Consider the following 14136-nt stretch of genomic DNA (forward strand, 5'->3'; position numbering starts at 1 on the left):
GCAAAGCCGGTATTTTCAGCCATTCCCCTTCCGCGACCTTGTGATCAAAAATCAGGGGAAGGGATTTCGCGCGCGGGTGCCAACCCAGTCTTTCACTCTGTTGAAGCAGACCAGGCGCGCGCGAGGCGGTCGACCGCTGGCGAAACGGCTGAACGTGCCGAAATGCCCATGGTTTGCCATCAAAAAGACCGGGGTGGGGGTGGGTGGGGGGAGGAACCAGAGCCGTCCGCTATTATCGACCTCCTCTCTCTTTTTCGCGCGGCTTTCCTGAAATCCTTCAATGAGTTGTCGTTCAGATTTTGGCGGCGCTCTCCAAAAAACTCCGTCCACATCTGCCTCGTGTCGCACCGGTTGGCGGCTCGCGATGAGTGAACAACTCGACATTTTCGAGGATATCGACGAGCAGACCGCGATCACGGTCAACGTGGGTACGAGCGGTCGCAAGCGATGGCGCTCGCGTTGCCTCAGCGTGTCTCCACAGTTCGAGCGCGCGAGGGTGGCGCGGCTGGCGACTGGTACGCCGTCGAAGGACGTAGCGGCACCGCAGGCCGCCCCACAGCCTCCAGAACCGGCCGAGGCGCCTGCGCTGCCGCGGGTCGTCACCACGCAAGAGGAATTGCTGGCGCTGCTGCGATCGCGCCGCGACGAGCTCGAAATCACGCACGAAGTGATCGACCGGATCGCAGGTTGGGCAGACGGGTATGCGAGCAAGGTGTTGTCACCGCAGCCGATCAAGGCGCTCGGTGAGAAGGGCCTCGCCCTGGTGTTGGACGCCCTAGCGCTCGGCATCGCTCGTATCGAATTCGTCGAGGATCCGGAACTGGCGGCCCGGATGCGGCCTCGGTGGACGAAGCGCCGACGTCCCCACATGCGCCCGCGGCGGACACGTGGTGCGTTGCTGGCAGAACGTCAACGGCAGATGCTCGCGTCAACAACGGAGAATAATGATGTCGAAGCCCCATCTGAGTTTCCGGCCAAAAGCTGAGCTTGCCGACGCTATTCGCGCGGCGGCCTCTGAGGAGCGGCGGCCGGTGTCGCAGTTCTTGGCCAACCTGATCGAGGACGCGCTGGCGGAAAAGCGGCTGCAGCGTAGCGAAGCGGCGTGAGGGTTTTGACCATGTTTCGAAAGCAATCCGGCGAAGACGCCGGCACCACGCATTCCGGACCTGAGAAAACGGTGCCGCGTGCGCCTGCCATACGCGCAAAACTCGACTGTGCCCTTGGTGCGCTTGGCGAGCTCGAGGAGCAGATCGCGGAATTCGCGCTTGAGGCTGCGGAGCGGAAACCTGGGGCAGCGGACAAGCTGGCGGGGCACCGCGCCAAGATCGAGGCCGCCAAGACGGCTGCGGACGAACTGGCTGCGGCCTTGCGGCTCGCTGAGCGGATTGATCGCCAGGCGGCAGCCGCCGGCGCCGCGCAAATGCGCGCCGAGCAGTTGACCGAATTCAAGAAGGAATTTGCCGTGCGCGAGAAGGCGATGGCCGCGGTGCTTGATGCTGCCGCGGCGATGGCAAAGGCCTACGGCGAATACAGCGAGGCCACGCTGCGGGCGTTGGCCGCGACACCCAGCGGCACCGTCATTCCGACCATGAACATGGGGCCTGAAAACTCGTATGGCCCCGCATTCGGGCCCGGGGAGCGAATGGTGCTTGCCGAGATCTATCGGCTGGCCCCCGAGCGATCCGACAGTATCGGCAGGTTTGTGCTCCCGTTCGCAAAACCATCGTCCGAGATGACGAGAAACAAACCCGAGGTGATGCCGGCCGGCATCGACGAGCTGCGCGCGGCACACGAGGCAATCATTGGCAACGTGGCGCGGCAGATCGATCGGCTCAATGAGCAGGCCGCGCGCGCTGCCGGAATGACCACAGAACGAAAGGACGCAGCATGAAGAAGTTTCCCGGCTTGACGAAGGAGAACTGTGCGACCGCCTGCAACGAGCAGGGCTGTGTGATCGCTGCCGGTCGCCCTTTCTGTTGGCACCCTTGCAAGGGTGGCTTGCCGAAGGCCTTCAAGGACGATCCCGAGGCTCAGGCGCTCCAGGCTGAGGCGCGCGAAGCGCTGGGCGTCAAGCTGAACGTGCTTCAGGGAGTGCCGGCATGACCGAGCAGCCTCTCGTTCCCGCCACGCCGGCGCTTCCAGCGACACCGGCCGAAGCAGCAACGCGCCTCGGTGAATTGAAGGCAGACCCAAAGTGGACGGCATCCCTACTTTCTGGAGGGCCCGCACAGGTTCGCGAATTCCAGGACCTGCACGAGATCGCCGCGAAGGGCAGCGATGTCGCGGCCGCTATGGCTGGCGGTTCGCCGACGATGGCATCGTCCGATTTGAGAGAGATGATTGGCACCGCGGAGATGTTGAAGGACGTGGGTTTCACGCCCCTGTCGATCCGCGAAACGCTCGAAGGCCGTCCGGCCAGCCAGGCCGAGGTCGACATGGCGACGAAATGGAAGGCCGATCATTTGAGCGATGCCGAATGGGTGAAGCGCCTGATGAGTGGCGACGTCGAAGCAAAGCGGCATCTGCTGGTCGCCAACGTGATCTTGAGCAGCCCCGTGAAACAGGAGCAGGCATAGATGGCCGACTATCTGGTCGAAATCGTCAACCCGCGAACGTCCGACGAGCAGCATGTCACCGTCTCGGTGACAGAGCTGCAATTGGCCCGAGCAAAGCGCAGTTCCGATTGGATGGCGGCAATCCAGGATCTTGCGCGTCCACTAATCCCGACGGGTTACATGCCGATCGGTTGCCGCGTAGTGGCGTTGCAATAGGAGAAACTCGAAATGACCACACCAGCACAAGAGTCCAATCATCGCCTGAACATCGTCGCTGCGGAAAGCGCGCGGCAGACGGCACTCGGCACGGCCAAGGTTGCATACGATGGTTCGCCTGCCGCTTATCCGACCTACGCTGCGGCAATCAAGGCGGCCGACGTGGCGAACCTGCGCGCGATCATCGCGTCTGCCGCTGCCAATGGACTGGATGGTCCGCGGCAGACGCTGAAGGAGTTGACCGGATCTTACGTTTGAGAGCTCCAGGGGCAAGCGTGCGACTCATCCGCGGCGGCGTGGACGCGGGGAGATCCTCGGCCACGAATTCGCAAGGACAATGAGCGATAGAACATGAAGAATTTAATCCGGGGCGTGGGATTTTTCGTAGGGCTGCTGTACGTAGCTCCCGCGAGCGCGCAAATCTATCTCCCGACGAACCTTCCGCCTTATACACTCGTCGGCAATCTCAGGGGCATTGGTGCTCCCGGCTATGCTGTCACGATGTCGGAGCTGGCGACTGCGCTTAACAATCAAGGTGTGACATCTCCTGATGGGACGATTCGATCGAACATCAGCGGTGCGCCAGGTCCGGCAGCCGACAACACGATCAGTGCGGTGCTCGACAAGCTTTTCGGCACGACGCAAGGGACAGTCATCTATCGGGGCACCAACACTGCCGGATGGAGTGCGCTACCGCCGGGACCTGCTGGCCAATTCCTTTCGACCAACGGACCGAACGCCAATCCGTCATGGGCGAACTTGCCCATTTCTGGTTTGAGCAATTCGCTTGGCGCAGATGTCAGTCTCAACAGTATAGGGGCATACTTCGCTGGACCATCGATCACCCAGGGAACATCCGGTACATGGTCTGTGACGGCCACGGCTACGGTCCTGGACACCGCTGGTGCGGCCAGCTTCAATTGCAGAATTACGGACGGCATCAACGTCGTCGCAAGTTCACGAAGCGCAAGCGTCGCGGCCAGCGCGAGTGTGTCCATCAGCCTTTCAGGCTTAATCACGTCTCCCGCCGCCAACTTGCGCCTTGAGTGTGCGGACACATCGAACACCGGCGGCTTCATGAAGGCAAACGCAAGCGGCAGTTTGCATGACACCATGATCACCGCAATTCGACTTGGAAATTAAGCGTCCAACGAACTACGAGGAGTTCGGCCCCCGCAAGGACAAGGCTGATCGGTTCAGTAAGCGCCCCCCATCGTGGACAAGGCAATGAGAAAGGAGGCGGCCCCCCGACGAGGATAAGGCCGAGGACTGACGGCAGCCCAGAAGCGGCCGTCATGATTTTCATCGGTCACCACCAATGCTGTCTAGCTTTGCTCGTACCGTCGCGATCGCGGTCGCATTCGTCGGGCTTTCCCCAACCATCGCTCAACAATTTAACGCGATCCCCAACCAGTCAGTGATTGGCCGCATCGGCATCGGACCGGGAAGCGGTCCAGCACAAGCCATTCCATTTTCATCGCTGCCGTGGACTGTGGGGAATACCCCGATCAACGGCGGTGTTAACGGGCAGATCCTCTACGACAACAACGGCAAGGTAGGAGAATATTCGGCCTCGGCCGCGCGGACCTTCCTCGGCCTCGCCAGCCTGTACTCAGCCGCCTGTTCGTCGCATCAATGGATGGCCGCAATCACGGCTGGCACACCCGGCTGCACGCAGCCGTCGTTCGCCGACCTGAGTAGCAACATCGCCGTCTCTCAGATGAATGGGGGCACCAGCGCATCCTCCTCGACGATGTGGCGCGGCGATGGAACGTGGGTTGACCCGCAGACGATGACGTTCACGCCGACGAACGCCTCGCCGGCCGCAACCAGCATGCAGCAGCAGCTTCAGCGCATGCCGGTGATGTGCGAGACCTATTCCGGCGGCTGCACCACGGCGAACATTCAACAAGCCATTACCGACGCTGTCTCTGCGGGTCGGTGTTATCAGTTTAACGGCGTCTACAACACAACGACGACCGTGAGCATCATTGGCGGCAGTGGCAATATCTGCCTGACCGGGAAGGGCGGATTGAAGCTCACCACGGCCGGGTCATTCAGTGCCGTCCTCGAACTAAAGAACTTCAACGGCAGCCGGATTGATGGGAACATTCAGCTCGACTGCAACAGCAATGTGCAGATCGTCTCCGCGCTGAAAGTCTGGTCGTCGAGTTCCGGAACTTCCGTTCAATATCAGGACATCAGGTTCGCGGAATACTCGAACTGCCGTCAGGCGATTGTCATCGGAGATCGCACACAATCGGCGCTCCCGCTGTCCGAGATCGTTATCTCGCATGGAATGTTCTTCAACGTCGCGCGCGGCGTCACTGCTTATTCCACCAACGCGGTCGTCGGCATCAGCAATATGCAAAATGTTGTCGACCCGCATTCGTCCGGTGCGTGGGCCATCTCTGGGAGCGCCACTTGCTCCGGAACGACAGTTACTGTCACCGTCTCGGCAGGATATCTGGACCTCTACGACATACTGACCGGAACTGGTTTCCCGGCCAATACTTACGTCGTCAGCCAGTCGAGTGGCTCTCTCGGGGCCTCCGGTTCCTACACGGTCAACCAAGCCTGCACCGCGTCGAGTGCTGCGTTCACGTCGGAGACGCGCGGGATCAACGTCCTCTCAACCGGTGGGCTGGTCTACACGAACGGTGGCGAGACTATTAACACCGCCGTCAACAACGGATTCATATGCGTCGACGACATCATGGCGGGCGCCTATGGAGCGTGCACATTCACCGGAGGCGCCATTGAAGCGGGCGGTCTACTCGCGGGTAGCTTCAATCTATTAGGCGCCGGTGGCCCGACTGGCGGTGGCATTCACTTCGTCAATAATCGTGGCTTCATTGGCGGATTAACTACGACCGACCTCATCGTCACCGACAGCACATTCCCCGGACCCGTCGTCGTCTCAAACAACGGCTTCTTTGCTACGTTGTCCCGATCCGGCAAGAATATCACGGCTAACAATTCAGCCACGCCGATCTATTTCGATCTCGTGTCGTTTGGTGCGAGCATGCTGCAAGGCTACGCTGGCATCAGCGGCGGCACGCAGTATATGACGACCAAAGACGTTGCGACAGGCGGCGCGGCGCTGACAGGAACGAGTGCAACGCAGAATCCTGGCGATAGCATCGTCTACTTCAACGGCAGCGGAACGTTCACGTACACGTTGCTCCCAGCCGCCCGCTATCCCAGTCGGACCCTATACTTGGTGAACAACGCAGCACAGGCCGTTAATAGCGCTTCGTCGAACATCATCGGGCTCAATGGCTCGGCTACATCGTCAATACTTGGAACTACCGCAGGGAAGTTCGTAACTCTGGTTGCCAACGGCAGCACTTGGTCGATTGTGGCCGGCAACTAGTCTTTTGATCGCGCGGCGGCTCGGCATCTCCACCAAAAACCAAAGCGCAAACGATGCTGCAATGCAGGCGGAGACGTAGAGAGCTATGTAGGTGATCTGCGAGAATGCCGGGAGCCATCCTTGGTAGACGCTCAGCATGATCAGCAGGGAATAATGGACCAGGTACAGGGCGTAGCTAGCTTCGCCGAGAAGCACCAGCGGCCTCGCGCTCACCAGATTAGAGATGCCGCCTTTCTGAAAGGCAAAGACCAAAATCAAGACCGCAAATGCGGGCGCGCATGCGGCTGTCCGAGCGTACATGCTCCACGAGGTAGAGGAGAGACCAACTCCGAAGATAGCGGCAGGGGCACCGCTCAGCAGGAAGTAGCAAACGGGTAATGCGGCGATTGTCGCGATCTCAAGCAGTGTCCACTTCAGTGCCGTCCCGGATGGTCTTATGTTTTGAAAGGCGGTTGCAGCGATCATGCCGAGCATGAATTCCACGATTCTGGTCGCCGGGAACATATAGCCGAAGGGAACCGCGCCGACTTCGGAAGGATTTGCGGGTCCATATGCGATCGGTAGCATCGTTGTAATCGTTAAAATGCTAGCTGCGATTACGATCACAGCCGCGAATTTCCAGCGCCATGTTGTGTCCCATTTGTGCAGCAGGAACGGGAAGGCGAGGTAGAAAAACATCTCCGTCGAGATGCTCCATGAGACTGCGTTGAACGAGAACACGTAGCTCACTTTAGGCACGAGAGACTGCACGAGAAATATCTGTGCCAGCAGAATATTGAGCCTGCTGCCGGTGGAATTTTGGATGAGCCAGATGCTTGACGGAACAAAGGCCAAAAAGAAGGCCAGCGCCGCCAGATGGAGAGGCCAGATCCTCGCGATACGTGCGACGAAAAATGTCCGCACAGCACCAGGTCTGCTCAGATCGCTATAGACGTATTTCAGGATAAAGCCTGAGAGCACGAAGAAAAAGCTTACTCCGTAGCCCCACGGGAAGACGGCGATGGGTGCTGCTACAGGGAAGTGATCGCTGAGATGGCCGGTCACGATCGCCGCCGCTGCAATAAAGCGCAACGCAGTCAAGGCATCGAGTTTTTTGTTGACCACACCGGTTCCCGCCCACTACTTCGACGGCGGTTCTATTACCACTTACAACCCGGCCGGGTAAAGGACGCGAGAAGCCCGCAATCTATGTTTTCTTGCGGTGCGTTGCTGGGCGGCCACAACTGGGACGAGGTGGGCTGGAAACGGAGCCCGCTATGCAGCCGCGCGTCGCAGATATCAGCCACCACAATGTGGTGGAAGACCTCGGGGCGGCAGCCGCAGCCGGCCTTTGGGGCATCATCCACAAGGCCAGCCAGGGGCGGGCCTATGTTGACCCCGACTATACCGGCCGGCGCAAGCTGGCGGCAGCGGCAGGCCTGCTTTGGGGCGCATACCATTTCAATACCGGCGACCCTGTCCCACTCCAGATCGACAATTTCCTGAAGGCTGCCCAGCCGGATGACGAGACGCTTATGGTCCTCGATTTCGAGGACAATCGTCCTTCGAACATGTCTGCCCAACAGGCGGTCGAGTTCCTGCATTTGCTCGAGCAGAAGCTTGGGCGCAAGGGGGCAATCTATTCCGGCAATCGCCTCAAGGAAACGATGGGCAAGCTTGGTCCCGAGGATCGCGCCTACCTGACATCGCACCGACTTTGGCTCTGCCAGTACGGTCCGGTGGCGCATCTGCCGGCCGGGTTCTCAAACTGTTGGTTGTGGCAGTACACCGGCGATGGTGTCGGGCCGCCGCCGCACAACATTCCCGGCATCGTCGCGGGAAATGGTGGCATCGACCTGAATGCCTACGCTGGCACGCGCGAACAACTCGCGATGGAGTGGGCATGAATATTCCCTGGATCATCGGCATCCTCGCCGCCATCGCGTTCTTCGCGGTGTTCGAGTCTTGGCCTTCCGCCATCCGGATCGGATCAACACGCTCTCGCGCTCCTGTTTGCAGGAATTTTGGCAGCACATCTGTTTTGGCCCTGGGCCGGTAATCCTCTCGGTCACGGCGGCGGATAGGAGACGATCATGGACTCGGACGCATTGAAACCCATCCTCGCCGGCATCGTCCGGCATTTCCTGACGTCAGCCGGCGGCGCGCTGGTCGCGGGCGGCTACATTCAGTCGAGCGACACGTCGGCCTTCATCGGCGGCGGTATGGTGATCGCCGGCGTGGTGTGGTCGTGGTGGCAGAAGGACGGGCAGGCCGAGGTCGCCGCTCTCCTGAAGAAGCTCACCGCATCCAAGACGGTCCCCGCGGCCGTCGAGACCGCCAAGGAGATAACCGCAAAGGCCTCCATCACGCCGACCGTGGTCAAGATGCTGCTGGTCGCCTTCGTCCTGTCGGCGTTTCTGGCAGGCGCTCCGGCGTTCGCGCAGGCACCGAAGCTGACCGGGAACATCGCCAAGGACATTGCCACAGCGACCGGATCGGCGAAACAGGAGGCCCCGGTTTCGACCACCGGCGGATTGGATACCGCGCTCAGCGCCTTCAATTCGAAGGTACAGACCATTACCAAGGAGCTCGTCGACAAGGCCATCGCCGATGTCACCGCGACGCATCCGACGCGCCGCACCAATAGCGAGAGGATGGCCCGCAGACGCGAGTTCAATGAAGCCATGCGGCGGCGCATCAGGGACATTGCGGCTTCCCGCGATCTTTCCGAGGAAGAGATCAAGCCGGCCCTGACGCTCAAGCACGAGGAAATCGGCAGCTTCCTCGAACGGCACGGCGTGAACCCAGAATGGCTGCTCGATGGCCGCGGGCGCATCTTCGAGAGGGACCCGATCGTGCTGAGCCCCAACTCGACCGGGAGCGAGTTCGCCGCCGTGGTCTCGACCATGCCACTGGCTGATCAACAGATGATAAGGACCATGGTTCGGGAGATCCTCGAGGAGCGAGGGGCATGAAGCGCCGCAGCCGCAGGATCAGAAAGCGCGACCGGCAGACGCATCGACGACTAGAGCGATGACACGAGAGGGCGGTAGGCCTCGGTCTAGCGCCCTTTTGCCTCTGTAGATTCAATTTGACCTTGAATTCGCTTTTTAGTTGAGCAACTCTGGTTAGGTTTTTGGGAGGGCCGGTGATGAGGTGCAGGCTCTGTATATCCTTTGGGATGCTTTTTTTGGTTTCGTTGCTCTGCCGGTGTGGCTTATCGGGCGCGAACGCCCAACAGGCGGCATCGATTTCAACGTGCAGGACAATTTGCTCCAGGTCCGCTACGATCGCTCTTGACCAATCGGAACAAGCGCTGCTGCGGCAATGTGTGAGCATTGCTTCCTGTACAACCTTTTCTGAACCGCCGAGGGGAGCGCGGGAGGACACTCCTCCAGTGCTACCGGGCGCTGGTGGCTTCCCCGCCGACATCATCCGTGATCCAACGAAGATTCTCCGAGGTTTCGGTTTTTAGCCCGTGTACGCTTTCAACCCCTTGCTGTTCACGGTGTACTCTCTCGCGTTGCCCGCAGCGTGCTGCTTGGGTCTCGCTGCAGGTTTTGCTGCGTTTCTGCGTTTGTCTTCCGGCGCGCCCAGCTATTGGAAGATCTTAACCTACTATTTTTTCTTCACGCTCCCGGTTTCGCTAATTGCATTTCTGGCCGGCAATCTAACGGGCTTGAGTAGATCATCGGCGATAGGCAGCGTTCTCCCGGCAGTGCTGGCCTTGCTAGCCGGCCTTATGGTTTATGTTTTTGGATCAGATAACCGCTTCAAAATCGTGGTGGGCTATTCCGCGTTCATCTTTGTCGTCACCCTCTTCCTTGGCGTCCAAGTCGGGGCCTATAAGCGGGAGGCAGAGCGGGAGGCATATCTTCGATATTTGTCCGAGCAGGAATTTCGAATCCGGGTGTTTCGGAAAAATCTCGGACTTCCCGACGAGATGCCTGCGTGGATCACGGGCTTAGACTCGAAGTGAAGGCCCCCAGCCATTGGTCATGTCGTGTTTCGATACCCCATGCCGCCCTTGATGGCGCCATTCCAATTGAAGTCCGGCCGAACGTCGGCACCACGCCGGCCACAAGCAGAACACACAAACCGCGGCTCGATATCCGACAGTCGCACTTCGTCGCCCCAGGCATCGGCCGGTAGCGCCACGCTATGGCTGCATCGGTAGTCCGCGCAATAGACCAGGACGCCGCGCACGCCGGCGTCGCGCATGTTGCCGAAGGTGATCTTGACCGGCCTGCCGTCGGCGCGGGTGGGCGTGTGGCGTCGGACTGGGCTCGGCATCCCGCCATCGAAACGCGGCGCAAGCCAGAGTCAAATTCTCAACGGGTGGGGGCTATGAATGCGCGCGAGCTACTGCGCGTCGTGGGTGTGGATAAGCGCGGGATCGGGGTCCCGCGCTCAAGCATCAAAAATGTTGAACCCACTTCTCCATCGCACGGCCGACTTCGTTCGCCATGTCGCTGTTCGGCCGCTTGATCAAAGCTTCGATAATTGAGTGGGCGAGGGCTTTGTCGCGACATTGAATCGCGAACTGCAGACCTCCCACCGCTTTTTGGATCACCATGAGATCTGCATCGATACCGCCGGATTGGATGGCCATAAAAGGTCCTTTTCTCACTTTTTCTAGGCGAAGGGCGCCTAACGCAAATCATGTCAACCTGCAACAGGGTTGTTGACGCGCCCCCGCGAGGAGGAGTCGATCGGCGACATGGGGCAGGATCAGCATGACATCGACGAGCTCGCGCGCATGGGGCGCATCTGCCTGGATCTGGCGGCCGGGGAGGGCACGCTGCCGCTTGAGCGGGCTGGCTTGCTGGTAATCGCGAGCAACTATCGCGCGGCGATCCTGGGCGCTCAGGTCGGCAATCGATTTGCAGACACGGTGCAGACACAGGGCCTTTTTAGTCAATCCATAATTTGGCGTAAGCTGTTGATTTTGTTTGGTGAGCGCGCTGGGGCTCGAACCCAGGACCCCGTGATTAAAAGTCACGTGCTCTACCGGCTGAGCTACGCGCTCCCATGGCCGCTGGATGGCTTTACGATCGATCGCCATCGCCGTCGGACATTCGAGAAGCATGTCTTGCCGCAACGTTGAACTCGCGTCGCGGGGAAAACCGGTAGGGGTGTTTCCGGATCATGCTTTCGGCTCGCGCTGTGTAGGGGGAGTGGCTGCGGAGGTCAATAGCGCGCGCGGCTGCCGAAGTTGGTGGCAGGGGCGGGGATTCCTCCGGCGTTTCCAGCGCTTAGCGCGGGATTTTCAACCCGATTGCCCGCGTCATCCACGTTGAAGAGCGGCCCGGCAAGCCCTCCGATCTACCGGGGATTAGTTCGCCTCTTGCCGCACCTCGCTCGGCACCGGCTGCGAGGAACCGACGGAGGTCGGCAGGGCGACCGGACGCAGGCCAATCAGCTCGGCAGTGCGGATCGCGCTGTCGCGCCAGAACTGGAACGAGTTGATGCGGCTGAGCTCGAGGATGGCGATGGCTACCGCGGCCAGGAACGGCAGGCTTTGCAGCACCAGGACGCCGGCGAAGATGTAGATCTCGGTGATCTGCCGGAAACTGTTGGAGGCGATTAGCACGCCGGCGCCGATCAGGAGCAGGGCGCCGATCACGGCCTCCCAGAACGCCTGGAATTCGATCGACATCCGCGACAGGCCGCCCTTGGAGGTGCGCGCGAACGCAATGTGTTCGGTGATCAATCCCTGCGCGACCGCGCGCGACACCGTCCATTGCACGCTCATCGCGGCGATCATGGCGCCGAGCATCTGGCCGGGTTTGATCGCGACGCGCGCCCGGTACATCGACAGGAAGTGCACGAGCGAGACGATGAAGGCGGCGATGATCGGCAGCGTCAAAATCTTGTCGGGGATGGCGATGTCGGCAAAGGCCACGATCGGCACCCAGACGAGGTTGAGCAGGGCCACAACCACACCGAGGCTTTCGGCCCCCAGCCAGTTCAGCCAGCCAAGGCCATATTCGCGCTTCTGATCAGGCGTCAGCCGGCTCGCGCCGGGCAGGAAGCGGCGCCAGTGCTTCTTCACGATCTGGAGGCCGCCATAGGCCCAGCGGTGACGCTGCTTCTTGAAGGCCTCGTAGGTGTCGGGCAGCAGGCCCCGGCCATAGCGGTGGTTGGTGTAGTGGGTGACCCAGCCGAGCTGCTGGATCGCAAGGCCGAGATCTGAATCCTCGCAGATCGTATCGGACGACCAGCCGCCGGCCATGTCCATCGCAGCGCGGCGGATCAGGCACATCGTGCCGTGCACGATGATGGCGCTGACCTCGTTGCGCTGGACCATGCCGATGTCGAAGAAGCCGGCATATTCGCCGTTCATGATGTAGTGCATGATCGACAGATCGCCGTCGCGATGCTCCTGCGGCGCCTGCACCAGGCCAACGCGCGGATCGGCGAAGGCAGGCACGAGATCCTTCAGCCAGTCGGGCTCGACGACATAGTCGGCGTCGAGGATGCCGATGATCTCGGCATCCACAGCGGTGCGGTCCATGGCGATGCGCAGCGCGCCGGCCTTGAAACCCTGCACCTTCTCGGCGTTGATGAATTTGAAGCGTTCGCCGAGCGCACGGCAGTGATCCTGGATCGGCTGCCAGAAGGCCGGGTCCGGCGTGTTGTTGATGATGACCACGCATTCGTAGTTCGGATAATCGAGCCGCGACAGCGCATCGAGCGTCTGCTTGAGCATCTCGACCGGCTCGAAATACGCCGGGATGTGGATCGAGACCTTCGGATAGTAATTCTCCGGCACGTCAGCGATCGGCTTGCTCTTGCTGAGCAGCCGCTGCGGCGGCCGGCCAAGCGCGACCGCGGCGATCTCGTCGATGCGGGCCATCGCGATCAGCACCAGCGGGACAAGCAGGATCATGCCGAGGGTCAGCGCGAAGGCCGAGCCGAAGACGAAATAGTGCGTATTCCAGAACGCGAACACGGTTGCAGCCCAGGCGCCGACGCCGTTGGCAGTGGCCGACAGCAGGAAGGCCTGCTTGGCGGTCGGCTGCTCCAGCCGCAGGATCGGCAGCGACAGCAGGACGCCGACCAAGAGCGCGATCGTCATCAGCTTCCAATAGTCGGGATTCACGATCGGACCGGTCCAGGCGAATTTCGGCTCCCGGTTGGCATTGAGGATGCCCCAGTACGGACCGACGCCGCCCTCAAAGTACTTCCAGGGCTGATCGATGGCTTCGACGATGTTGTATTCCATGCCGAGGGCTTCGGCGCGGCTGACGAAGTTGCGTAGCGTCAGCGCCTGCTGGAACGGACCGGGGTCGGCGTTGCGTAAGTTATAACCCGCGCTCGGCCAGCCGAACTCGGCGATCACGATGCGCTTGCCGGGGAACAGGTTCCGCAAGAGGTTATAGCGGTCGACGCCCTGATCGACCGCCTGGTCCGACCGGAAGTTCTCCCAATAGGGCAGCACGTGGGCGGCGATGAAGTCGACGTTGGAGGCGAGGTCGGGGTTGTCGCGCCAGATGTTCCATATCTCGCCGGTGGTGACGGGAACGCGCACCGCGCCCTTTACCTGCTTGATCATCTCGATGAGGTCTTCGACCTTCTGCTCGCCGCGGTAGATCACCTCGTTACCGACGACGACGCCGTTCACGTTGCTGTTCTTGCGGGCGAGCGCGATGGCAGCCTTGATCTCTCGCTCGTTGCGCTCCGGATCCTTGCCGATCCAGGCACCGACCGTGACTTTGAGCCCGAACTCGGCAGCGATCGGCGGCACCAATTCGTTGCCTTCGGTCGCGGAGTAAGATCGGATGGCGCGGGTGAGGGTCGAGAGCTTTTTCAGATCGGCTCGTATCTTGTCGGGGTCGACGTTGCTGTCGACAACATGTCCCGGCTCGAACGGCGTATAAGACAGGCTGGGCAACAGGCCCTTGAAGTCGGGCGCGGGTTGCTTGTCGCGCAAGACTCCCCAGATGCCGGCGTGGAGCACGGACACAAGCAACAGAACGGCGGCGACAACGCGCATCGCGGCTAAAC

Annotated in this window: 19 protein-coding genes and 1 tRNA gene; 14 read left to right on the forward strand and 6 right to left on the reverse strand. The window is 60.7% G+C overall.

Annotation, left to right across the window (positions count from 1 at the left end; genetic code table 11):
* Positions 1-364 precede the first annotated feature (364 nt).
* From ACPPVR_RS21785 to ACPPVR_RS21825, 9 genes are all read left to right on the forward strand, one after another.
* A complete protein-coding gene (locus ACPPVR_RS21785; RefSeq protein WP_426608644.1) occupies positions 365-985 on the forward strand; it encodes a hypothetical protein in 621 nt (206 codons plus the stop codon).
* Positions 948-1106, forward strand: coding sequence for a hypothetical protein (locus tag ACPPVR_RS21790; RefSeq protein ID WP_426608645.1), 159 nt, complete (start codon positions 948-950; stop codon positions 1104-1106). Before ACPPVR_RS21785 ends, ACPPVR_RS21790 begins: the two co-directional genes overlap by 38 nt.
* Before the next feature lie 11 nt (positions 1107-1117).
* Positions 1118-1891 carry a hypothetical protein gene (locus ACPPVR_RS21795; protein WP_426608646.1) on the forward strand — a complete coding sequence of 258 codons (774 nt, stop codon included), beginning with the start codon at positions 1118-1120 and terminating at the stop codon, positions 1889-1891.
* A complete protein-coding gene (locus ACPPVR_RS21800; protein ID WP_426608647.1) occupies positions 1888-2103 on the forward strand; it encodes a hypothetical protein in 216 nt (71 codons plus the stop codon). The genes ACPPVR_RS21795 and ACPPVR_RS21800 overlap by 4 nt, the downstream gene beginning before the upstream one ends.
* Positions 2100-2576 carry a hypothetical protein gene (locus ACPPVR_RS21805; protein ID WP_426608648.1) on the forward strand — a complete coding sequence of 159 codons (477 nt, stop codon included), beginning with the start codon at positions 2100-2102 and terminating at the stop codon, positions 2574-2576. Before ACPPVR_RS21800 ends, ACPPVR_RS21805 begins: the two co-directional genes overlap by 4 nt.
* On the forward strand, positions 2577-2771 hold the full coding sequence (locus ACPPVR_RS21810; RefSeq protein ID WP_426608649.1) for a hypothetical protein: 195 nt from the start codon (positions 2577-2579) through the stop codon (positions 2769-2771).
* 12 nt (positions 2772-2783) lie between these two features.
* Positions 2784-3029, forward strand: coding sequence for a hypothetical protein (locus ACPPVR_RS21815; protein WP_426608650.1), 246 nt, complete (start codon positions 2784-2786; stop codon positions 3027-3029).
* A 93-nt stretch (positions 3030-3122) separates the two neighbouring features.
* On the forward strand, positions 3123-3914 hold the full coding sequence (locus ACPPVR_RS21820; RefSeq protein ID WP_426608651.1) for a hypothetical protein: 792 nt from the start codon (positions 3123-3125) through the stop codon (positions 3912-3914).
* A gap of 175 nt (positions 3915-4089) precedes the next feature.
* Positions 4090-6147, forward strand: a complete 2058-nt coding sequence (locus tag ACPPVR_RS21825) for a hypothetical protein (protein WP_426608652.1) — start codon at positions 4090-4092, stop codon at positions 6145-6147.
* Here the strand turns inward: ACPPVR_RS21825 and ACPPVR_RS21830 are convergent.
* Positions 6067-7251, reverse strand: a complete 1185-nt coding sequence (locus ACPPVR_RS21830; protein ID WP_426608653.1) for an acyltransferase family protein — start codon at positions 7249-7251, stop codon at positions 6067-6069. The genes ACPPVR_RS21825 and ACPPVR_RS21830 overlap by 81 nt on opposite strands.
* Positions 7252-7403: 152 nt before the next feature.
* Here ACPPVR_RS21830 and ACPPVR_RS21835 point away from each other — a divergent pair, with 152 nt between their 5' ends.
* The 5 genes from ACPPVR_RS21835 to ACPPVR_RS21855 all read left to right on the forward strand — a co-directional run bounded on the left by ACPPVR_RS21835 (position 7404) and on the right by ACPPVR_RS21855 (position 10105).
* Entirely contained in the window at positions 7404-8033 is a 630-nt protein-coding gene (locus ACPPVR_RS21835) for a GH25 family lysozyme (RefSeq protein ID WP_426608654.1), read from the forward strand.
* The gene (locus ACPPVR_RS21840) at positions 8030-8185 is read left to right on the forward strand and encodes a hypothetical protein (protein WP_426608655.1); all 156 of its coding nucleotides are present in this window, start codon (positions 8030-8032) and stop codon (positions 8183-8185) included. Before ACPPVR_RS21835 ends, ACPPVR_RS21840 begins: the two co-directional genes overlap by 4 nt.
* 34 nt (positions 8186-8219) lie before the next feature.
* Positions 8220-9101 (forward strand): hypothetical protein, encoded by an 882-nt coding sequence (locus ACPPVR_RS21845; protein ID WP_426608656.1) that lies wholly within the window; start codon positions 8220-8222, stop codon positions 9099-9101.
* Positions 9102-9282: 181 nt separating this feature from the next.
* Positions 9283-9426 (forward strand): hypothetical protein, encoded by a 144-nt coding sequence (locus ACPPVR_RS21850; protein WP_426608657.1) that lies wholly within the window; start codon positions 9283-9285, stop codon positions 9424-9426.
* Positions 9427-9604: 178 nt separating this feature from the next.
* Positions 9605-10105 (forward strand): hypothetical protein, encoded by a 501-nt coding sequence (locus tag ACPPVR_RS21855; RefSeq protein ID WP_426608658.1) that lies wholly within the window; start codon positions 9605-9607, stop codon positions 10103-10105.
* 17 nt (positions 10106-10122) lie between these two features.
* Here the strand turns inward: ACPPVR_RS21855 and ACPPVR_RS21860 are convergent, their stop codons facing one another.
* The 5 genes from ACPPVR_RS21860 to ACPPVR_RS21880 all read right to left on the reverse strand — a co-directional run bounded on the left by ACPPVR_RS21860 (position 10123) and on the right by ACPPVR_RS21880 (position 14125).
* Positions 10123-10419: a hypothetical protein gene (locus ACPPVR_RS21860; protein ID WP_426608659.1), complete on the reverse strand. Its 297-nt coding sequence runs from the start codon at positions 10417-10419 to the stop codon at positions 10123-10125.
* 124 nt (positions 10420-10543) lie between these two features.
* Positions 10544-10738: a hypothetical protein gene (locus ACPPVR_RS21865; RefSeq protein WP_426608660.1), complete on the reverse strand. Its 195-nt coding sequence runs from the start codon at positions 10736-10738 to the stop codon at positions 10544-10546.
* Positions 10739-10786: 48 nt separating this feature from the next.
* On the reverse strand, positions 10787-11047 hold the full coding sequence (locus tag ACPPVR_RS21870; protein WP_426608661.1) for a hypothetical protein: 261 nt from the start codon (positions 11045-11047) through the stop codon (positions 10787-10789).
* Between the two features lie 32 nt (positions 11048-11079).
* Positions 11080-11155: transfer RNA gene (locus ACPPVR_RS21875), tRNA-Lys, on the reverse strand.
* A gap of 306 nt (positions 11156-11461) precedes the next feature.
* Positions 11462-14125 (reverse strand): glycosyltransferase, encoded by a 2664-nt coding sequence (locus ACPPVR_RS21880; protein WP_426608662.1) that lies wholly within the window; start codon positions 14123-14125, stop codon positions 11462-11464.
* Positions 14126-14136 lie beyond the last annotated feature (11 nt).

Origin of the sequence: Bradyrhizobium sp. McL0616 (assembly GCF_049993385.1) — a bacterium.
Taxonomy (GTDB): domain Bacteria; phylum Pseudomonadota; class Alphaproteobacteria; order Rhizobiales; family Xanthobacteraceae; genus Bradyrhizobium.